Below are 19,012 nucleotides of genomic sequence, written 5' to 3'. Positions count from 1 at the left end.
GATTTAGGTAGTCGATCACGGATGTGTCGGGTGTGCTGCTGGTCATCACCTACTCGCGAGACGCGAGACAGTCGCTGCGGAACATCTGCCGGACCCACGAGGAGATCGTCCGCCGGCAGTTCGGTCGCGTCGCGCTGTTGGGCGAGACGGAGTTCGCCGCGTTTCAGGTGATTCGACTCAGGGAGAAGCACGGCGAAGCCGTCCAGGTCGAGCAGACAGACCCGTTCAACGAGTTCGAGCGGGTGCCGGATCCCGTCCGCGAGGCCGCGCGGGCCTACGAAGACCGCGACCGGGCGGCGGTGCCGTACACGGCGTTTGCCGCCGGACGCGAGTTCCCCTCGCCGGAGCAGATGAAAGAGACGGAGCTATGATCTGCCGGATCGGGTCGGTCGTGCGGTCGGGGCAGGCGGTGACGGTCGAACAGCAGATCGACGCCGAGCGGATCCGGGCGGCAATTACTCGCTCCGGTCCGGGCGGGGGACACCCGTCCGACTGCGGCGAGGAACCGGCAGTTCGGATCGACTGCGCGGATCCCACCCCCGTCCACGAGTACGTCGGCCACATCCGGCCGGAGATGGGCCTGCGGGCGCGGACCGCCCTCGCCGTGGCGGGACGAACCCGTGGACTCGACACCCCGCACGACGAGGAGATCGAACGTCTCGAAGCGGAACTGTCGTCGATTACCGTCGAGGAGAGCGACCTCGAAGACCACCGCGAGGCGCTCGCGGACGAGCGGAGGAAACTACAGCGGGCGCGAGAAGCCGTCGCGGAGACGCGGGGTCGGCTGGCTGCCTCCCGGGAGCACGGACTCGAAACCGACGACCTCGAAGCGGAACTGCGGCGCCGGATTCAGGAGTTGGCCGAACTCGAAACGACGGCGACCGCCGCGACACAGCGACACGAACAGCACCAGGCGGCGGCCCGACGCCGACGGGATCAGCGCGAACGCCGCTTCGCGCTCGAAGACGAACTCGAAAACCGCCGCCGGGACGCCCGCCGGGCGCTGGTCGACCAACTCGAAGGCGAGTTCGCCGCGGCGGTCCGAGAGCTATCGGAGAGGCAACTCGACGATCCGTTCGAGTGCCGACCCGCCCTCGCGGGGCTGGCGGTCGCCCGTCTGGCGGAGTACGACGCCCCGATTGTCCTCGAAACCTCGCAGTTCGAGTCGGCAGCGGCGGCGCGGGCGTGGCTGGGCGGGCCGGTCCTCAAACTTTAAATCCGAGACCGCGACCAGCCACCCCATGGCGACACTCGAGTGGACGTGTGAGCGTATCGACGGGGTGACGCTGGTCGAACTCACGGTCACGAGCGAGCGGGCGACGCGGGTCCGCGTCGAGAGCACCCTGCGACCGGTGTGGCCGCCGCGGCGGCAGGGTCGACCCGCCGCCGGGTGGGACGGGCCGGTATTCGAGGCAGAGGTAGATGAGGACGAGCGCCTCGTCGTCGGGTACGCGTCACCGGCAGAGCGGGTCGACCCCCCGGCGGAGGTGACGACCCGACCGCCGGAGGAGGAGGAGGTCGATCCGGCGGACGTGATCCGGGCGCTCGGTGACGGGACGCCGCCCCGGGATGCCGTCCCGACCGGCGGAACGTCTGCGGAATCGGCGGTTCAGACGGATACTCCCGAACGGGAGTCGGCGCGACAGGAGGCCGATCCCGACCCGAGCGCGACACAGCGGGGGAGCGTCGGCCCCGGCCCGAGCGCGGCGGCAACCGGCGTTCCGCCGGCGATCGAGGCGTATTTCGAGGGGCTGGAGCGGCGGATTGCGGCCGCGGAGGAGTTGACCGAGTCGGGGACAGTCGACGGTGCGCGTGAGGCGGTGCGGACGGCCGGCGGGATGGGAGCGGTCGAGGGGCTGGACAGACAGCTCCGTGCCGACCGTCGGCATCTCGACCACCTGGTGAGCCGAACCGAACGGCTCGCCGGGCGACTCGACGCGGTCGACGTGCCCGTCGAACGCCTCGAACGGGTCGCATGATCCTGGCAGTCACCGCGGGAAAGGGCGGGGTCGGGAAGTCGACGGTGGCGTACAACCTCGCGTCCGAACTCGACGCGGTCGCGGTGGACGCCGACCTGGGGATGGCCGACCTCCCGAGCGGACGCGGCCCGGATCTGCACGACGTGTTGGCCGACCGGGCCAGCCCGTTCGAGGCCGTCCAGGACGTCGGAGCCGTCTCGATGATCCCCTGCGGCCGTTCGCTCGCCGGGGCGCGGGCGGCGGAACCGACGGCGCTGGTCGAAACCGTCGAGGCGGTCGCGCGGCGGTACGGGAGTGTCGTAATCGACACGCCGGCCGGGATGCGAAGCGACGCGGGGCTCCCGCTTCTCGCCGCGGAGGCCTGCCTGTTGGTCACGCGGCCGACCCGGCCGGCAGTCGCCGACGCCGTCCGCGCCCGCGAACTCGCACGAGTGCTCGACACGCCGCTGGTCCGGGTCGCGCTCAACCGCGTCGATCCAGAGCGGATCGGGACGCAGACCGAGCGACAGCGACGGCTCGCCGGCGCGCTCGGCGCGCCGGTTCACAAGGTTCCCGACTCCGAGACGGTCGCGCAGGCACAGCGGTCCGGACAGCCAGTGCGGGCGCTCGACGACTCCGCGACCGCAACGGAACAGTTCGAATCGCTGGCCGCGGCAGTCGAGCGGAGCCTCGGTTAGCCGGTGTTTTTCATCCCGGCCGCGATGCCCTTGACCGTGATGCGGAGGGTCTGCTCTTCCAGCGTCGAGCGGCCCTCTCTGTCGAGCAGGTGGGTCTGGAGGAGGTTCAGCGGATCGACGTATGGGTTGCGCCGGTCGAGACTCTCCCGGAGCCACTCGCGGTCGATCGGTTCGTCGCGGCGGGTGATCTCCGTCACGAGGTCGACGGCGCGTTCGTACTCGGCCGCAAGGCGCGGGAAGAACCGTTCGCGCAGGTCGTCGTCGGCCAGTGCGGCGTACTCGCGGGCGATATCCAGATCGGTCCGGCCCAGCGCCTGTGCCGCGTTGTCCAGCGTCGTCCGGAAGAACGGCCAGGAGTCGTACATCTCCCGGAGGGTATCGATCTCGCCGCCGTCGTCGAGGTACGCGTCGATCCCCGTCGCAAGCGAGTACCACCCGGGGAGGATACACCGGGACTGCGTCCAGGAGAAGACCCACGGGATCGCCCGCAGATCCTCGACCGAGCGGTCGCCGGATCGGGAGGCGGGCCGGGAGCCGAGGTTGAGGTCTTCGATCACGTCGATGGGCGTCGCCTGACCGAAGTAGGTGACGAAGCCGTCGGTGTTCAGCAGCGAGCGGTACTCCTCGCGGGCGGCGTCGGCCATCGTCTCCATGGCGTCGACCCACTCCGGTTCGAGGTCGTCGGTGGGGTTCTCGATGGCCGCCTTCCGCGCGGACAGTTGCGCGTTGAGCATCTGTTCGAGTTCGCGTTCGCCGATCCGCGGGTTGCCGTACTTCTCGGAGATAGCCTCGCCCTGTTCGGTGAACTTCACGTCGCCGGTGATCGTACTCGACGGCAGCGCCTTCAGCGCGTCGTTCATCGGACCGCCGCCCCGGGAGATCGATCCGCCGCGGCCGTGGAACAGCCGCAGCGTCACGTCGAAGTCGTCGGTGATCTCCGCGAGACGGCGCTGGTTCTCGTACAGCGACCAGTTCGCGGCGAGAAAGCCGTTCTCCTTGTTCGAGTCGGAGTAACCGAGCATGATCTCCTGGGTGTTGCCCCGCGCCGCGAGCGCCTGTTCGTACGCCTCGTTCTCGAACAGCGTCCCCATGATCCGACGGGCGCCCGACAGCGCCCGCTCGGTCTCCAAAAGCGGGACGATGTCCAGTCCGCTGTGATCCGGNAGGTCGACGACGCCGGCCTGGTCGGCCAGAAAGAGCACTTCGAGCACGTGGCTCGGCTCGTCGGTCATCGAGATGCAGTAGGTGTCGATGGCCTGCTGGCCGTACTCGCGCTGCCAGTCGGCCAGTCGCTCGAACCGCTCCAGAACGCGGGCGGCGGTCTCGGAGAGATCCTCGCGCTCGTCGAGTTCGATCACCGGCGTCTCCTGGAGGATGGCTTCGGTGAGCGTCTCGACCCGTTCGCCCTCGTCGAGGTCGGCGTAGGGGATGCCCTCGCGTGAGAGCGCCTCGGCGACCGCAGTCGTGTGGTTCTGCTGGTGGTCTCGGAGGTCGAGGCTGGCGAGGGTCAACCCGAAGGTCTCCACCTGGCGCATCAGTTTCTCGACGTGGGCGTCGGCGATGCTCTCACAGCCGTTCTCCCGCAGACTCTCGGCGATGGTCGCGAGGTCGTCGTAGAACTCCTCGGCGTCGGCGTAGCCGCCGGGGCGGATGTCGCCGACGCGGTTGAGTTTTTCACGCATCACCATCACCTTCTGTCGGTACGGCTCGTCGGGATAGCGTTTGTTCGCCTCTCGACGGGCCTCCGGGATGGCGTCGTCGACGGCGGCGATCGAACCGGTGATCTCCTCGCCGGCGTCGATCCGGTCGCCGTCCTGGCTGAGTACGCTGGACATCTCCGCGAGGCGCTCCCGGTAGCGTTCGATGACGATCTCACGCTGGCGGTCGAGGGTCGTCTCCGTGACTTCGGGAGTCACGTACGGGTTGCCGTCGCGGTCGCTGCCCGCCCACGAGCGGAATTCGAGGAGTTTCGGGACATCGATGTCGGCCTCGATCGCCCCCTCGAGCGCGAGTTCGAGTTCGTCGTAGACCTCCGGGACGACGTCGAAGATGGTGTTGACCAGATACCACTGGACGTTGCGAGCCTCGTCTTCCGGTTCGGGTCGGCGGTCGCGGACCTGCTCTGTCTGCCACAACCCGAGCACTTCGGCCTCGATGTCCCGCTGGATCTGTGAGCGCTCCTTGTCGGTGAGCAGGCGCTCGTCGAGCGTTTCGAGATCGGTCGCGATCGAGCGGAGTTTCGCTTTGATCGTCTTCCGGCGGGCCTCTGTCGGATGTGCAGTAAAGGTGGGCTGGATCAACACGTCCTCGAGCACCTGCTGGGCCGTCTCCGGGTCGACCTCCGCGAGGTCGGCCGCGGCCGTCTCCAGACTGTCTTCGAGGGTGCCCTCCTGTGAGTCGGTCCGGAGCACCCGGACGCGCTCGCGCTCCTCCGCGAGGTTGGTCAACTCGAAGTACGTCGTGAAAGCGCGCGCGAGCGTGCGCTGCTGGTGGGTATCGAGTTCCGAGAGCGTCGCCTTGAGCCCGGCACGGGAGTCCCGTTCGCCGGCGCGGTATGCGATCGATCCCGTCCGGAGTTGTTCGACGGTCTCGAAGATTTCCGGCGAGCCGTGCTCCCTGATGATCTCCCCGAGCAGGTCCCCGAATTCGCGGATGTCCTCCCCGAGCGTCCGCTGGTGGAGCTGTGAGCGGGTCATTTCGACGTACTATCGAGGCGGGAGTGAAATAGCTTCCTACATTCAGAAATTCGGACAAAAAATCGTGTTAGATACTCACCCGCATCTACGAACCCGTACAGAGACAGCTCCGAACGGGCAAACTTCGAGCGAATCGGCAGTCGAAGAATAGTCCGCTGCGGAACAGATTCGGCCGTCCAGGCTCAGTTATCCAGTCCGAGGTCGTTGCTCATGGAGTTCCCCGGGCGGGGCGTGCCTTTGACCGTGATCGTCTCGCCGTTGATGAAGGCGGCGGCGTCGCTGGCGACGAAGTGGACGACGTCGGCGACGTCCTCGGTGTGGCCGATGCGGCGCTGGACCTCCTCGCGGGGCGGCATGTCGCTCTCGTCGATGCCCAGCGTCTCGGCGACGCCGGGAGTCTGGATGAGTCCGGGGGCGATACAGTTGACCGAGATGCCGTACTTGTCCCACTCCGCCGAGAGCGTCTCGGTGAACCGGATGATCGCCGCCTTCGAGGCGGAGTAGTGGCTCTCGTTGGGCGCGGCGTGCTGGCCGTTCACGCTGGAGATGTTGATGATGTCGCCGCCGTCGTTCTCGCGCATGTACTCCCCGGCGGCCTGGACGCAGTGGCGGGTCCCGTGGAGGTTCAGATCGACGATGGACTTCCAGCCGTTCTCGCTGATCTCCTCGAAGGGAGCGACGAACTCGCCGCCCGCGTTGTTGACCAGCAGGTCGACGCCGCCGAACTCCTCGACGGTGGCGTCGACGTACTCCTGGACGGCGTCGGCGTCGCGAACGTCACACTCCATGGCGAAGGCCGTCCCGCCGTCTTCCTCGATGCCCTCGGCGACGGGGTCGACCCGCTCCTGTGCGCGCGAACAGATGGAGACGTTCGCGCCCGCTTCGGCGAGCGTTTCGGCGACTGTCTTTCCGATCCCCTGGCTCGCTCCGGTGACGATTGCGTTGCGGCCGTCGAGACTGAACTTCGACATGGGTTGACTCTGTCACGGCTGGCACGTATGTCTATCGGGACACCGTCAGGGGGCCAGCACCTCGAACAGTCGGCCGGCGTTTTTCGAGAACACCTTCCGCATCGCGTCCTCCGGCACGTCGAGGGTCAGAATCTCCATGACGGCGACGTTCGGGTGGACCGCCGGCGCGCCGCTGCCGAAGACGACCTGTGAGGGCTGTTCCATTAGCGCGCGTTCGAGCGGGTCTCGGAGTCGAACGAAACTCGTGTCGAGAAAGCAGTTCTCGTAGCTGTCGAGCAGCCCAATCGCCTGATCCATCATCGCCTCGTCGGAGGGGTAGCCGCCGCAGTGGGCGATGATGACCGGGAAGTCGTAGCCGAGCAGCGCGTCCTCGATAGCCCCGGGGGGACAGCCCTCCCCGCCGTAGGTGATAACCGGGAGGCCGGCCGTCGACAGCTCTCCGAGAACCTCCTCGTCGGGCATCCCGTCCTCGGCGGGGTCGAGGGCGAACCCGTAGAACCGGTCCTCGTAGGCGTACTGCTCGATATCTTCGGGCGAGGTGTGCTCCTCCGAGCGCGAACTGGCGAGGTTGCGCAGCCGAGAGGTCGCGCCCTGACCGGGGTCGCGTGCGCCGTTGATCCGGGCGATCGGCCGGAACGGGCGGTTGACCGCGACCCGGGCGGTCGCGTTGTTCGCCTTGACGTACGAGCCCTGCCGCGTCGCCGGAAAGATCAGCGACTGGACGATGCCCGCCTGTTCCATCTCGCGTTCGATCTGCTCGGCGTCTCCCATCCCACGCGGCCGGCGAGCCTCGTCCGGCTCGAAGACCACGTGCGTGTCCACGACCCGAAATCCGTGCTCCAGCTCCAGCATCTATCTCGGCCAATGTGTCGGGGGTACTTAACTCCCTGACAGACTCTACGGAGTGGAGTGTCGGCGGGACACGGGACAGAGCGGGCGACTCCGGAAGAATCGGACGGGAACGACGACCCGTCGGCTACGAAGCCCCACCGGGCGACACCGCAGATCGATACCCCCGGCCGGAGCACGGACTGATATAAATTGCCACGCGGCGGCGAGCGGCCGGGTCGGCGGTCTCGCTCGGACGGACGGTCCCGCCCCGGAGCCCCGAGATTTGCACGAGCCGCGGGGACGCGCGGAGCGCGGAAAACAACATTTATATAGAACCGCAAACGACGTTTCAAGTGAGGTAATTACCAATGTCACAGTCTGGCCAGCGACGCATGGGTGGACAGCCTATGTTTATTCTCAGTGAGGACACAGAGCGCACGCGGGGAGACGACGCCCAGTCGTCGAATATTTCCGCCGGAAAGGCAGTGAGCGAGTCCGTACGGACCACGCTCGGTCCGCGCGGCATGGACAAGATGCTCGTCTCCGACGACGGGGACGTCGTCATCACCAACGACGGTGCGACCATCCTCGACGAGATGGACATCGAGCATCCCGCCGCGCAGATGCTCGTCGAGGTCGCCGAGACCCAGGAAGAGGAGGTCGGCGACGGGACGACGACGGCGTCGATTCTCGCGGGTGAACTGCTCTCGCAGGCGGAGAGCCTGCTGGAGGAGGACGTCCATCCGACGACCATCGTCGAGGGCTACCACGAGGCCGCCCAGATCGCCCAGTCGACCATCGACGACGCCGTCATCGCGACTGACCCCGACGACGATCAACTGCTGCAGGTCGCCGCATCGAGCATGACCGGGAAGGGGACCGGCGACCTCGCAGCCGAGGATCTCGCTCGGACGGTCGTCGACGCGGTCAGCCAGGTCAGCACCGAGGACGGCGTCGACCGCTCCGCGATCACGGTCCACACGCAGGTCGGTGCGACCTCCAGCGCGACCGAACTCGTCGAGGGAGTCATCATCGACGAGGAGCGACTGAGCGAGGAGATGCCCCGTTCGGTCGAGGACGCACAGATCGCGATCGTCGAGGACGACCTCGAGATCAAGGAGGCCAACGTCGACGCCGAGTACCAGGTCTCCAACGTCGACCAGCTCAACGCCGCAATCGAGGCCGAGACCGGTCAGCTCCAGGAGTACGCCGAGGCGCTGGCCGCGACGAACGCCGACGTCGTCTTCGTCGACGGCGACATCGACGACCGGCTGACCGCCGACCTCGTGGGTCACGGACTGCTGGTCTTCGAGGACGTCGACAGCGACGACATCGAGTCGATCCGCGCGGCGACCGGCGCGAGCCGTGTCGGCTCCGTCGACGCCATCGAGGACGAGGACCTCGGCAGCGCCGAGAACGTCAGCGTCGAGAAGTACGGCGAGGAGGAACTGATCTTCGTCGAGGGCGGCGCGGCGAGCAAGGCCGTCACGGTCTTCGCCCGCGGCTCGACCGACCACGTCGTCGACGAACTCGAACGCAGCCTGACGGACGCGCTCGACGTCGTCACGGCCGCGGTCGACGCCGGCGGTGTCGTCGCCGGTGCGGGCGCGATCGAGATCGAGATCGCCGACCGCATCCGTGACGAGGCCGCCGGCATCGAGGGCCGCAAGCAGCTGGCCGTCGAGGCCTACGCCGACGCCGTCGACGTGCTGCCGCGCACGCTCGCGGAGAACACGGGCATGGACCCGATCGACGCGCTCGTCGACCTGCGCGCCGAACACGACTCCGGCGCGACCGCCGGCCTCATCAGCGAGGGCCAGACCGGGATCATCGCCGACCCCATCGACCACGGCGTCCTCGATCCCGCCGCTGTCAAACACGAGGCCATCGAGAGCGCGACCGAAGCCTCGACGATGATCGTCCGCATCGACGACGTCATCGCCTCGAACTGACGACTTCGGTCGTCCACACCGACCGTTCTCGAAATTTTTAGAGACGGTGAGAGCCACGCCTCCGCAGATTTTCGGTCAGGCGTGCGCGAGAGGCGCGCGCGAGGGACGAGCGACCGGAAGGAGCGAGTCGGTTGGGGAGGGCGTGGCTGTGGTGGGTGGATCGAAAGGGGCCGACCGGTCGGCGAGTGAGACGACGCGAGCACCGACGGCGCACAGCGAGTCGCAACCATCGAGCGGTCGGGGGCTTTCAGCGGAAATTGACCACGGTGAACCCGGCACCCATCGACGGTCAGTATAATTGTCGAGCGGTCGGGGGCTTGCAGCGGAAATTACTCACGACGAGTCCAACGTCTGTCACCGACGCCCGAACAGCGCGACTCCGAGCGCGAGCGCACTCACGAGCGTAACCACCGCGGCCGCACCGAAGACGCCGCGGATGCCGAAGGCGGGAACCACCGGGCCGAACAACACCGGCGAGAGGAACTGCCCGGTGTACCCCGCCGACGCGAGATAGGAGCTAAGTTGGCCCTGTTTGTCGGGCGGCGCGAGTGCTTCGATCCAGGAGAACGCAGACGGGAAGACCAGCCCTTGCCCGAGTCCGAACGCGAGCACGCCGGGGAGAGCGAGCAACGCCGAGGTGGCGACGGCCGCGCTGGTGAAGCCGACGGTCCAGAGCAGGAAGGCCGTCCCGACGAGTCGACGCCGACTCGTCCGGGCGACCAGTCGGTCGTAGCCCGCCGCGGAGAGACCGCCGGCCAACCCGTTCGCGGAGAGGTAGAGGCTGATCCCGACCGAGGAGGTGACACCGAGCCCGTTCAACAACTGCGGGTAGAAGACGACGATGCTGTACAGCAGGGCGTTCGTCCCGAAATACAACAGATACACCGAGAGCACTGCGGGCCGCCGTCGGAAGACCGCGAGGACGGCGGATCCGTCGTCGGAGTCGTCGTCACGGCCGGGACGGGCGGGTTCGGGGACCGTCAGGACTGCGAGCACGCCGAGCGGGACGGCGAGCAGATAGACGCCGAAGGGCGCTTGCCAGGTCAGCGCGCCGAGGGCGCCACCGAGAAGCGGCCAGACGACCGCGCCGACGCTGTTGGCGCTGGATCGCAGGCCGAGCGCGCGGTCCATCCGCTGACCCGCGTAGATGGAGTAGATGAGAACAGTCAGTCCGGTGTAGACGAAGGCCACGCCGACGCCGAGCACCGCTCGGGAGAGAAGCAGCGGGATGAACGAGTCGATAAACAGTCCGGCACCGCCGCCGACGCCGTACAGCAATAGCCCGAAGACGTACGGTCGGCGGGGGCCGATTCGGTCGATGATCGCACCGGCGACGGGGCTCGCGAGGACGATCAACGCGCCGTGGGTCGTGATGATGAGTCCGGCCAGCGACTCGGAGACGCTGAGATTCGACTGGATCGACGGGACGACGGGACCGAGAATCGCGCCGGCCATCACGGTCAGCGTCGCCGACGCGAGAAGCACCCACAGCGTCAAACGCGTCTCGTCCGACGGTCTCATTGCCTCGGGGTCGGGCCAGCAGCGTCAACACCGTTGCGGTTCCGGCCGGAACAGGAGCTCACTCCTCGGTGTGGTGTCCCCAGAACCCCTCGTGTTTCCTCACGGTGAGGTCGCCCTCGACGGTGGTCTGGCAGGCGAGTCGCAGGCCGCTTTCGGGGTCGTGCGGTGGGATCGAGAGCCGGGCGCGCTCGATAGCGGTCGGCTCGGTCACCTCGCCGTCGATCTCGACCGCACAGGTGCCGCAACTGCCGAGACCCCGGCAGTTCAGGTAGGTCGCGCCGCCGTTGTACACCGACACCCCGGCCGCAGACAACACGTCGCGGAGATTCGCACCGCGTTCGCACTCGATCTCTCGGCCATCGACGGAGACGGTCGGCATACCCACAGTTGGCGACCGGACCGTTTCGGCGTTTCGGCCTCACTCCTCCCAGATCGACGCGGCCCGTCTGATTCGCAGAAACAGAAGCGAGGCGACGAGCAGGTAGACGGCGACGGCACCGGGCAGGAGCGACGGATCCAGCGCTGCGAGCGCCGCGAGGAAGGAGCCGCCGAGCAACAGGAGCAGAAAGACCGCGACCGCGATTCTGTCCCCGTCCATCACTCCGAGAAGAAGCGGCCGTGAAAGCCGAAGGGGTTGTGGTGTGGAACCGGTGCACGAGCAAGTTCCTCGAGCGTCGCCGCGTCGAGCACCAGCAGCACCGACCGTTCGGCCTCGACATCCAGCGCCGGTGCGAGCACCGCGCCGTCGTCGGCGGCCTCGCCGCCGGGCCGGGGGACCATCCACGGCTCCTCGACGTAGAGATCACGCTGCCAGAACTCCGTCGCTGTCTCGCGTTCGGTGTCGACTTTGACCAGCCCGTTCGCACCCTCGCGGTCGGTCGACTGGCCGTAGACGTAGCGATACGGCCGGGTCTGTCGGTCCGCCCGCACCGTCGGGAGTTCGATCCCGCCGTCGTAGAGCCGTCGGCGCGAGACCGAGCCGTCGGTGCCGAGTCGGACGCGGACCAGTCGGCCGGGCGGCGCCGCGGCGAAGCCCTCCTCGGCGAGCGTATCGAGCGCGAGCGCGTCGACGATGGTCGCGTCCTCGAAGGCCACCAGGTCGAGAACGACCCCGTCGCCGTCGTCGTATGCGTTGATCGTGTGGAAGGTGAAAAACGGATCGACGGATTGATTTGCGACCGTTTCGCCGCTCGCGCGGTCGATGACGACGAATCGGGTGTCCAACTCGTCGTCCCACTCCAGCAACTCGAAAAACCCCTCGGTGAACGGCGAGAGCGCGCGGAGGATGTTGATCCGCAGCGGCGTCTCGACCAGTACCAAGTGCTCCTCGCTGACGCCGATACTGTGGATGTACGCGGGGGAGTCCGTCCGAATCGAGGTGATCTCCTCGCGCCTGCGGGAGTCGGGCGGAATCTCGAAGAAGGTGTACTCGTGTGTGCGGCCGAAAGAGAGACCGTGTCCGACGTGGCCGCCCGCGGGATCGGCGACCAGATGGGCGGTTATCATGTCCATGTCGAGGTCGTCCGCGAACTCGAACGACCCCGCCGTATCGAGGTCGTCGGTGAACCGGACCCAGCGCGGAACCTCCGTCTGTGCGACGTACTCGCCGTCGAGGCGGGCGACGTGGACGTTCGCGTTGTCTGTCGGTTCGGGCGGGCCGAGGCGTTTGAGCCACCCCAACAGTTTCCCGAGGCCGCGTCTGTCGGTGGCGAACTGTCCGGTCGGACGGCCCGCCGTCGCGTCGTCGTAGGCGTCGGTCCGGAGAAACCGGTTCGAGTACGTGACAGCGCCGTCGTCGAACTCGTACTTGCGGATCATCGCGAGGCCGTCGAACCAGTGCCGCAGTCGGCTCTCGCCGCCGTCGAACTTCCCCGGCCCGTTGCGCAGCAGCGTCCCGGAGAGCCACCCCGGTAGTTCCCCCTCGACCGGGAGGTCGTGCCCGGTGAGTTCGGTATCGAGCGAGCGAAAGCCCGGCATGAAGGCGTTATCTGACACGGCGAAACGTTGGGAAGCAGCGAGAATAATACTGTGGGAGAGACGAATCCGGGGCGTTTTTTGTCGTTCCGGGAGAGGGTGAGGTATGGAGATTCTCGTCACCGGCGGCGCGGGCTTTATCGGCGGTCATCTCGCCGAGCAGTTCGTCGCCGACGGGCACGACGTTCGGGTGCTCGACAACCTCGACCCCTTCTACGACATCGGGATCAAGGAGCACACCATCGAGCGCTGTCGCGAGCGAGCAGAGAGCGGCGACGGTAGCTACGAGTTTATCGACGGCGATGTCCGCGACGAGGAGACCGTGACCGAGACGGTCTCGGGCGCCGAGATGATCTACCACCAGGCGGCACAGGCCGGCGTGCGGCCGAGCGTCGAGAACCCGCGGAAGTACGACGACGTGAACGTCGACGGGACGCTGAACATCCTCGACGCCGCCCGCGCGGCGGACGTCGAGCGAGTCGTCTACGCCTCCTCGTCGTCGGTGTACGGCAAGCCGAAGTACCTCCCCTACGACGAGGACCACCCGACGACGCCGGTCAGCCCGTACGGGGCCTCGAAACTGGCCGCAGAGCGGTACGCCTGCGCGTACAACGAAGTCTACGACATCAACACCGTCGCGCTCCGGTACTTTACGGTCTACGGGCCGCGGATGCGGCCGAACATGGCCATCTCGAATTTCGTCTCGCGCTGTCTCAACGGCGAGCCGCCGGTCATCTACGGCGACGGCACGCAGACGCGGGACTTCACCTTCATCGAGGACGTAGTAACCGCGAACAAGCGACTGCTACGCGAAGACGCCGCAGATGGCGAGGCGGTCAACATCGGCAGCACGGACAACATCGAGATTCGCGTGCTGGCCGAGGAGATCCGAGATATGCTCGCCCCGGACTTGGAACTGGAGTTCGCCGAGCGCCACGACGCCGACGCCGAACACACCCACGCGGGGACCGAGAAGGCCGCCGAACTGCTCGATTACGAGCCGACGCACACGATTCGCGAGGGCGTCGAGGAGTTCGTCGAGTGGTACCGCGCGAACCGGGAGTGGTACGAACCGCTCGTGTTGTCCTCCTGACGATGGAGGTCGAGTTTCTGGGTGGCGCAGGGGAAGTCGGGCGGAGTGCGCTGCTGGTCAACGAGTCGCTGCTGTTGGATTACGGCATCAAGACGGAGAACCCGCCCCAGTATCCGGTCGGTGACGTCGATCCGGAGGCCGTCGTCGTCAGCCACGGCCACCTCGACCACGCGGGCGCGGTACCGGCGCTGCTGACCGGTTCGAGCAGGCCGCCGGTCCACTGGACGCCGCCGACGCGGGCGCTCGCGCTCCGTCTGGCCGAGGACACGCTGAAGCTACACGGCAACACGCCGCAGTGTCCGTTCACCGAGACCCACGTCCGCCGGCTGACGGAGGTCTCGGAGACCCACGGCTACCGCGAGAGCTTCGAGGTGGCCGGCCACGAAGTGACCTTCTTCAACGCCGGACACATCCCCGGCAGCGCGCACGTACTCGTCGACGACGGGGAGACGAGGCTGCTGTACACCGGCGATTTTCACACCGACGACCAGCGACTCGTCTCGGCGACGACCGCCCGTCCCGACGTCGACGCCGTCATCACCGAGAGCACGTATCACGACGTGAGCCACTCGGACCGCGCGGCGCTCGAAGAGCGGTTCGTCGAGAGCGTCCAGACGACGGTCTGGCAGGGTGGGACGGTCGTCGTGCCGGTGTTCGCAATCGGCCGCGCCCAGGAGATCCTGCTGATCTGTGCCGACAACGACATCGACTGCTATCTCGACGGGATGGCAAAAGGCGTCAGCCGGACGCTCCGGCAGTATCCCGACTACGTCCGGGACCCGGAGGCGCTCAGGCGGGCGGTCTCGAACGCGCGGTTCGTCACCGGCAGGGACGGCCAGCGGGACCGGCTCACGGAGAAGAACACGGTGATTCTGACGACGGCCGGGATGCTCGGCGGGGGGCCGGTGGTCTCGTACATCCCGCGGATCCGCCAGCATCCGACGAACAAGATTGCGCTGACGGGCTATCAGGTCGAGGGGACCCCCGGCCGCGAACTCGTCGAGCGAGGCCGGGCGGAGTTCGACGGCCGCGTGTTGCCGGTCAGCGCGCAGGTCGAACAGTACGACTTCTCCGCGCACGCGGACCGAGAGGGGCTGCGGACGTTTCTGGACGCGTACGAGGAGACACCGATCATCGTCAACCACGGCGACGACTGCGCGGGCTACGCCGACCGTCTCGCTGCGGACGGCTTCGAGACAACGGCACCGGAACTCGGCGAGACCGTCTCCGTCGAGCCGTAGTCGATTCTCACGGCAACGACGAACAGAAGCGACCACACGACAGGGGGTGGGGGCGAAAAGTGAGAAGACCCACAGGAATCGGTCGGGAGCGGCGGAATCGCAGAAACCGGAGAGATTTTCAGTGGGCCACCGCAATGTCGAGTGTATGGGTTTTGGAAGCTACGATGAATCCGAGCAAGAGGACGGGCACACAGAAGATATCGACGAGAACGACGGTGTCTCTGTTCACGAACACACCCACGAGGGCGAGGTGTCCTTCGAGTCCGACGCCTCACAGGACGAACTCCTCGACAAGCTCGGCGAGATCAAAGACGACGCCGAAGAGGACGACTAATACGGCCAGTTCGGGTCTCGCGGTTCACCGTCCGGTTCGCGTGTATCCTCGACGACCCCCTTGCTTGCGGCTCCGAATTCCTCGAAATTCTTCCGCGCACGCTCGAGTGACACGTGGTTCGTGTCGCTGACGTACTCCTCGTCGGAGAACTGGATCGGATCGTCCATCCAGTGACAGACCGGACAGACCTCGTAGGAGCCAGGCTGGGACTCGGTGAGCGTGAGATAGCCACAGCACGGGCAGTAGCCGAGTTCGCGCGCGGCGGGGTTGCCCGGCTGTTCCGCCATACACACAGGTATGTCACCATCCCACAAATACGTACGGGACTGTTGACCGCAGGTCGGCTCAGTACGTGTCGATGTCGGTACCGACAGAGCAGACGTACTCGCCGGTTGCGACCTGCGGGAGTCGGCGGGTCCGCCAGAAGACACCGCCTGAGTCCGCCGAGACGGTCGCCTTCCGCTCTCCGAAGACGTCGGTGACCTCGAACAGCGTCTGGTTGCGGGTCACCCGCTCGCCGAGTTCGGCCTGGAAGTCGACGAGTCCGCCGGTCGGCGCGCCGTACTGCTCGAAACCGCTCGCCCGCGTCTGGGACTGTGTGTCGGCCTGTCCCGGCAGGAAGTCGTAGTACTTGAGCACGTTGAACACGCCCTCGACGCCTTTTTCGACGCTCTGTTCGTCGAGTCCGACCGATCCGCCCAGCTCCGGATCGACCGTCGGGATGCCGTCGTCGGGAGCGGCGCGGGCGAGTTGGCCTTCGGGGCCTTTCTGGTCGAGGACGTGCCCGCAGCCGAACACCTTCGCCAGTTCGAGACACTCCTTGTGCAGGCGGTGGCGGCGGCCGCATCGAACCCGGACCTCGTTGATCATCCGCGAGGTCGACCCCTGGTGGAGGTCGAGAACGAGATCAGCGCGGCTCGCGGCGTCGAACGTCGCGGCCGCGATGCGCTCGGTCGAGGTGCCGTTCTCGTTGCCGGGGTAGGTGCGGTTGAGTTTCGTGTCGTCGACGGGATTGCGGTGTTCGTTGTGCTGGAAGGCGAAGTAGTTCGCGATCCCGACGACGAGAATAGTGCCTGACAGGTCGGCCGGATCGATCTGCGGGACGACGCGGCGCACGACCCCGACACCGTTGAGTTCGTCACCGTCGCTGGCGGCCTGGATATAGAGCGTCTTGCCGTCGCGTGCGCCGTTGATCACTGCTACCGGTAACGCGACCTCGCTGCCGTCGGGACCCTCCCCGACGGGGAGTGTACCGGTGTCTACATCTCCCGGGTCGGCACGCGCCGTGCCTAAACTCGTCATTACTGGTAATCGACGGGCCCACGGTCTTTAGCCGTTCGGTCTCGTCCGCGGGCGCGTCGCGGCCGGCCGAACGAAAGAGTAGCATCGAACTGAACATCTTTCGGAAAGTGAGCGACCAGACAGCTCATTGTCGTCGGGTTCGGCAACAAAATGGACGATCATTTGAGCAGTTCGGGAAACTGAGAACAGAGCGGCGGCTCCGCGAATCGAAAGATAATGATTTATCCCACACCATGGGAAAGTAGTCACATAATGTCTGACCAACTCAAGAAGGGCCTCGAAGGCGTGCTCGTTGCCGAGTCGTCGCTGAGTTATATCGATGGAGACGCCGGAAAGCTCGTCTATCGTGGGTACGACATCGAAGACCTCGCGCGCAACGCGAGCTTCGAGGAAGTGTTGTATCTGCTCTGGAACGGCGAACTCCCGACCGAGGAACAGCTCGCGGAGTTTTCCGACGGTCTCTCCGAGGAGCAGGCGATCGACCAGAGCGTGATCGACACGCTCGCGGCGCTGGCCGAGGCCGACGAACGGCCGATGGCCGCCCTCCGAACCGGTGTCTCGATGCTGTCCGCCACCGAGCCCGAACCCGACGCCGACCCCGAGGATCTCGACGCCGCCCGCCGAAAGGGGCGACGCATCGTCGCCAAGATCCCGACGATTCTCGGCGCGTACGACCGTCTGCGCCGCGGCGAGGAGCCGCTCGATCCCGACCCGTCGCTGTCCTACGCGGGTAATTTCCTCTACATGCTCACCGGCGAGCAGCCCACCGATGTCGCAGAGGAGACCTTCGACATGGCGCTGACGCTGCACGCCGATCACGGGCTCAACGCCTCGACGTTCACGGCGATGGTCATCGGATCTACCTACGCCGACGTGTACAGCAGTCTCACCGGCGGCGTCGGGGCGCTCTCCGGACCGCTTCACGGCGGCGCGAACCAGGACGTCATCGAGACGCTGCTCGAACTCGACGAGAGCGGCCAGGACCCCCTTGAGTGGGTGAAAGAACAGACCGAGCAGGGCCGGCGCATCCCCGGATGGGGCCACCGCGTCTACAACGTCAAAGACCCCCGCGCGCGGATCCTGCAGGCGAAACTGGAGGACCTCTCCGAGGAGTCCGGCGAGACCAAGTGGCTCGACTACACCTCGGCGATCGAGACGTACCTGACCGAGGAGAAGAACCTGCCCGAGAAGGGTATCGCCCCGAACGTCGACTACTACTCCGGAGCGGTGTACTACCAGCTCGGCATCCCCATCGACATGTACACTCCGATCTTCGCGATGGCCCGGTGTGGCGGCTGGCTCGCACACGTGCTGGAGTACCAGGAGGACAACCGGCTCATCCGGCCGCGCGGTCGCTACGTCGGTGCGGAAGACCGCACGGTCACCCCGATCGACGAGCGATAACTCACGGCTTCTCACCACGCGGTCTCGTCACGAGCGGACCGCAGCGTAGGAGAGAGCGATCAGGTCACTCGCCGTCAATATTCAGTGCAGCAACAACCATAATGATCCTGCCGTCCGTGAACCGGAGATATGGGTTCAGAAGAACCAACTCGGGTCAGAGAGATCATGTCCGCGCCCGTCGAGACCGTCTCTCGTGACGCGACAGTGAGCGACGCCGCAACGAAGATGCGCGACGACGAGATCAACGCGTTGATCGTCACGACGAGCACGCCGTCGATCATCACCAGCACGGACATTCTCGATGCCGTCGCGGGCGGGAGAGACACCTCGGAGATGGACGTGACGGAACTGATGACCGAGGATGTCGAGACGGTGCCCCCGGAGCTACAGGTCGACGAGGCGGCGGCGATGATGACCAACTTCGGGATCAAACACCTGCCGGTCGTCGAGCGGGGGGATTACGTGGGGATGATCTCCTCGACGGACATCGCGGCACAGGTCTCATAGCTCGAAGACGAGGTCGTCGCCCGTTTCGATCCCGCGGTCGGTCGTCCAGCCGTAGTTCACTTCGAGGACGTACTTCCCGAACCCGGGGTACCGCTGTTCGTTGCCGTCCTCGTTCGGTCCGGGTGCGGGCGCGTGGAAGATGTCGGTGATCGTCCCGTCGACGTCCGCGTAGACGATATCGAGTCCGAAGTCCATCTCGCGCATGACGAACGGGTGAGTGTCGGCGGTTTCGAGGACGAACAGCATCCCCCGGTCTTCGGGGAGACAGGCCGTGTCGCTGAGGCCGGTGTACCGGAGCCCCTCGGTGTCGGCGATTGCCGCAGTGACGGAGCCGAGTTCCGCCCCGTCGGAGCGGACCGCGACCTCCGTCTGGTCGTAGTCGGGGTGGGGGTTCTCGACGTCGCATCCGGTCTGGCCGTCCGAGTCGTCGGACCCCGGAGGGGACGGTTCGGACTCGTTCGTCTGGGCGGGCGCGTCGCTGTCGCCGGTACAGCCAGCGATACCGGCGGCGCTGGCTGTGAGCACACTCG

20 protein-coding genes are annotated in these 19,012 nt (G+C 66.6%); 10 read left to right on the top strand and 10 right to left on the bottom strand.

Annotation, left to right across the window (positions count from 1 at the left end; translation table 11 throughout):
* The first annotated feature begins 32 nt into the window (after nucleotides 1–32).
* Genes GRX03_RS01705 through GRX03_RS01690 form a run of 4 tightly spaced genes read left to right on the top strand, consistent with a single transcriptional unit; the run spans nucleotide 33 to nucleotide 2,656 of the window.
* Nucleotides 33–371 (top strand): DUF7855 family protein, encoded by a 339-nt coding sequence (locus GRX03_RS01705; protein ID WP_368277898.1) that lies wholly within the window; start codon nucleotides 33–35, stop codon nucleotides 369–371.
* Nucleotides 368–1,216, top strand: a complete 849-nt coding sequence (locus GRX03_RS01700; protein WP_159762466.1) for a DUF7856 family protein — start codon at nucleotides 368–370, stop codon at nucleotides 1,214–1,216. The genes GRX03_RS01705 and GRX03_RS01700 overlap by 4 nt, the downstream gene beginning before the upstream one ends.
* A 25-nt stretch (nucleotides 1,217–1,241) precedes the next feature.
* On the top strand, nucleotides 1,242–1,979 hold the full coding sequence (locus GRX03_RS01695; protein WP_159762465.1) for a DUF7857 domain-containing protein: 738 nt from the start codon (nucleotides 1,242–1,244) through the stop codon (nucleotides 1,977–1,979).
* Nucleotides 1,976–2,656, top strand: coding sequence for a MinD/ParA family ATP-binding protein (locus GRX03_RS01690; protein WP_159762464.1), 681 nt, complete (start codon nucleotides 1,976–1,978; stop codon nucleotides 2,654–2,656). The genes GRX03_RS01695 and GRX03_RS01690 overlap by 4 nt, the downstream gene beginning before the upstream one ends.
* Here the strand turns inward: GRX03_RS01690 and ppc are convergent.
* From ppc to GRX03_RS01675, 3 genes are all read right to left on the bottom strand, one after another.
* A complete protein-coding gene (ppc, locus tag GRX03_RS01685) occupies nucleotides 2,653–5,352 on the bottom strand; it encodes a phosphoenolpyruvate carboxylase (RefSeq protein WP_159762463.1) in 2,700 nt (899 codons plus the stop codon). The genes GRX03_RS01690 and ppc overlap by 4 nt on opposite strands.
* A gap of 182 nt (nucleotides 5,353–5,534) precedes the next feature.
* Nucleotides 5,535–6,323 (bottom strand): SDR family NAD(P)-dependent oxidoreductase, encoded by a 789-nt coding sequence (locus GRX03_RS01680; protein ID WP_159762462.1) that lies wholly within the window; start codon nucleotides 6,321–6,323, stop codon nucleotides 5,535–5,537.
* A gap of 45 nt (nucleotides 6,324–6,368) precedes the next feature.
* Complete coding sequence (locus GRX03_RS01675) at nucleotides 6,369–7,175, bottom strand: amidohydrolase family protein (RefSeq protein ID WP_159762461.1); 807 nt, start codon at nucleotides 7,173–7,175, stop codon at nucleotides 6,369–6,371.
* 371 nt (nucleotides 7,176–7,546) lie between these two features.
* Between GRX03_RS01675 and thsA the strand changes: the two genes are divergently transcribed.
* Complete coding sequence (gene thsA / locus GRX03_RS01670) at nucleotides 7,547–9,106, top strand: thermosome subunit alpha (protein WP_201289152.1); 1,560 nt, start codon at nucleotides 7,547–7,549, stop codon at nucleotides 9,104–9,106.
* A 354-nt stretch (nucleotides 9,107–9,460) separates the two neighbouring features.
* Here the strand turns inward: thsA and GRX03_RS01665 are convergent, their stop codons facing one another.
* Genes GRX03_RS01665 through GRX03_RS01650 form a run of 4 tightly spaced genes read right to left on the bottom strand, consistent with a single transcriptional unit; the run spans nucleotide 9,461 to nucleotide 12,622 of the window.
* Nucleotides 9,461–10,627 carry an MFS transporter gene (locus tag GRX03_RS01665; protein WP_159762459.1) on the bottom strand — a complete coding sequence of 389 codons (1,167 nt, stop codon included), beginning with the start codon at nucleotides 10,625–10,627 and terminating at the stop codon, nucleotides 9,461–9,463.
* A 58-nt stretch (nucleotides 10,628–10,685) separates the two neighbouring features.
* Nucleotides 10,686–11,006 (bottom strand): 2Fe-2S iron-sulfur cluster-binding protein, encoded by a 321-nt coding sequence (locus tag GRX03_RS01660; protein WP_159762458.1) that lies wholly within the window; start codon nucleotides 11,004–11,006, stop codon nucleotides 10,686–10,688.
* A gap of 39 nt (nucleotides 11,007–11,045) precedes the next feature.
* Nucleotides 11,046–11,225 carry a hypothetical protein gene (locus tag GRX03_RS01655; protein WP_159762457.1) on the bottom strand — a complete coding sequence of 60 codons (180 nt, stop codon included), beginning with the start codon at nucleotides 11,223–11,225 and terminating at the stop codon, nucleotides 11,046–11,048.
* Nucleotides 11,225–12,622: a carotenoid oxygenase family protein gene (locus GRX03_RS01650; protein ID WP_201289151.1), complete on the bottom strand. Its 1,398-nt coding sequence runs from the start codon at nucleotides 12,620–12,622 to the stop codon at nucleotides 11,225–11,227. The genes GRX03_RS01655 and GRX03_RS01650 overlap by 1 nt, the downstream gene beginning before the upstream one ends.
* Nucleotides 12,623–12,707: 85 nt before the next feature.
* On the opposite strand from GRX03_RS01650, the gene GRX03_RS01645 reads away from it, so the two are divergent.
* The 3 genes from GRX03_RS01645 (at nucleotide 12,708) to GRX03_RS01635 (ending at nucleotide 15,269) form a co-directional block, all read left to right on the top strand.
* Nucleotides 12,708–13,694, top strand: coding sequence for an SDR family oxidoreductase (locus tag GRX03_RS01645; protein ID WP_159762456.1), 987 nt, complete (start codon nucleotides 12,708–12,710; stop codon nucleotides 13,692–13,694).
* Between the two features lie 2 nt (nucleotides 13,695–13,696).
* On the top strand, nucleotides 13,697–14,935 hold the full coding sequence (locus GRX03_RS01640) for an MBL fold metallo-hydrolase (protein WP_159763156.1): 1,239 nt from the start codon (nucleotides 13,697–13,699) through the stop codon (nucleotides 14,933–14,935).
* Nucleotides 14,936–15,080: 145 nt separating this feature from the next.
* Nucleotides 15,081–15,269, top strand: a complete 189-nt coding sequence (locus tag GRX03_RS01635; RefSeq protein ID WP_159762455.1) for a DUF5786 family protein — start codon at nucleotides 15,081–15,083, stop codon at nucleotides 15,267–15,269.
* Here the strand turns inward: GRX03_RS01635 and GRX03_RS01630 are convergent.
* Nucleotides 15,266–15,556 (bottom strand): CPCC family cysteine-rich protein, encoded by a 291-nt coding sequence (locus GRX03_RS01630; protein ID WP_159762454.1) that lies wholly within the window; start codon nucleotides 15,554–15,556, stop codon nucleotides 15,266–15,268. The two genes, GRX03_RS01635 and GRX03_RS01630, sit on opposite strands and share 4 nt — an antisense overlap.
* Nucleotides 15,557–15,614: 58 nt before the next feature.
* Nucleotides 15,615–16,571, bottom strand: a complete 957-nt coding sequence (locus GRX03_RS01625) for a succinylglutamate desuccinylase/aspartoacylase family protein (protein ID WP_159762453.1) — start codon at nucleotides 16,569–16,571, stop codon at nucleotides 15,615–15,617.
* Nucleotides 16,572–16,823: 252 nt separating this feature from the next.
* Between GRX03_RS01625 and citZ the strand changes: the two genes are divergently transcribed.
* Together citZ and GRX03_RS01615 are read left to right on the top strand one after the other, a co-directional pair.
* Complete coding sequence (gene citZ, locus GRX03_RS01620; protein WP_159762452.1) at nucleotides 16,824–17,975, top strand: citrate synthase; 1,152 nt, start codon at nucleotides 16,824–16,826, stop codon at nucleotides 17,973–17,975.
* Between the two features lie 129 nt (nucleotides 17,976–18,104).
* Complete coding sequence (locus GRX03_RS01615; protein ID WP_201289150.1) at nucleotides 18,105–18,482, top strand: CBS domain-containing protein; 378 nt, start codon at nucleotides 18,105–18,107, stop codon at nucleotides 18,480–18,482.
* Here the strand turns inward: GRX03_RS01615 and GRX03_RS01610 are convergent.
* A complete protein-coding gene (locus GRX03_RS01610; protein WP_368277897.1) occupies nucleotides 18,477–19,007 on the bottom strand; it encodes a DUF192 domain-containing protein in 531 nt (176 codons plus the stop codon). The two genes, GRX03_RS01615 and GRX03_RS01610, sit on opposite strands and share 6 nt — an antisense overlap.
* Nucleotides 19,008–19,012 lie beyond the last annotated feature (5 nt).

The sequence above is a fragment of the Halovenus carboxidivorans genome (assembly GCF_009831575.1).
GTDB lineage: Archaea > Halobacteriota > Halobacteria > Halobacteriales > Haloarculaceae > Halovenus > Halovenus carboxidivorans.
Note: the sequence above shows the minus strand (reverse complement) of the source record. Positions and strands in the feature narration are given on the sequence as shown.

Excerpts from the sequence above, each read along its gene's own strand:
- GRX03_RS01700 (WP_159762466.1), top strand. The coding sequence starts at position 368 with ATGATCTGCCGGATCGGGTCGGTCGTGCGGTCGGGGCAGGCGGTGACG.
- GRX03_RS01695 (WP_159762465.1), top strand. The coding sequence starts at position 1,242 with ATGGCGACACTCGAGTGGACGTGTGAGCGTATCGACGGGGTGACGCTG.
- GRX03_RS01690 (WP_159762464.1), top strand. The coding sequence starts at position 1,976 with ATGATCCTGGCAGTCACCGCGGGAAAGGGCGGGGTCGGGAAGTCGACG.
- GRX03_RS01680 (WP_159762462.1), bottom strand. The coding sequence starts at position 6,323 with ATGTCGAAGTTCAGTCTCGACGGCCGCAACGCAATCGTCACCGGAGCG.
- GRX03_RS01675 (WP_159762461.1), bottom strand. The coding sequence starts at position 7,175 with ATGCTGGAGCTGGAGCACGGATTTCGGGTCGTGGACACGCACGTGGTC.
- thsA (WP_201289152.1), top strand. The coding sequence starts at position 7,547 with ATGGGTGGACAGCCTATGTTTATTCTCAGTGAGGACACAGAGCGCACG.
- GRX03_RS01665 (WP_159762459.1), bottom strand. The coding sequence starts at position 10,627 with ATGAGACCGTCGGACGAGACGCGTTTGACGCTGTGGGTGCTTCTCGCG.
- GRX03_RS01660 (WP_159762458.1), bottom strand. The coding sequence starts at position 11,006 with ATGCCGACCGTCTCCGTCGATGGCCGAGAGATCGAGTGCGAACGCGGT.
- GRX03_RS01655 (WP_159762457.1), bottom strand. The coding sequence starts at position 11,225 with ATGGACGGGGACAGAATCGCGGTCGCGGTCTTTCTGCTCCTGTTGCTC.
- GRX03_RS01645 (WP_159762456.1), top strand. The coding sequence starts at position 12,708 with ATGGAGATTCTCGTCACCGGCGGCGCGGGCTTTATCGGCGGTCATCTC.
- GRX03_RS01640 (WP_159763156.1), top strand. The coding sequence starts at position 13,697 with ATGGAGGTCGAGTTTCTGGGTGGCGCAGGGGAAGTCGGGCGGAGTGCG.
- GRX03_RS01635 (WP_159762455.1), top strand. The coding sequence starts at position 15,081 with ATGGGTTTTGGAAGCTACGATGAATCCGAGCAAGAGGACGGGCACACA.
- GRX03_RS01630 (WP_159762454.1), bottom strand. The coding sequence starts at position 15,556 with ATGGCGGAACAGCCGGGCAACCCCGCCGCGCGCGAACTCGGCTACTGC.
- GRX03_RS01625 (WP_159762453.1), bottom strand. The coding sequence starts at position 16,571 with ATGACGAGTTTAGGCACGGCGCGTGCCGACCCGGGAGATGTAGACACC.
- citZ (WP_159762452.1), top strand. The coding sequence starts at position 16,824 with ATGTCTGACCAACTCAAGAAGGGCCTCGAAGGCGTGCTCGTTGCCGAG.
- GRX03_RS01615 (WP_201289150.1), top strand. The coding sequence starts at position 18,105 with ATGGGTTCAGAAGAACCAACTCGGGTCAGAGAGATCATGTCCGCGCCC.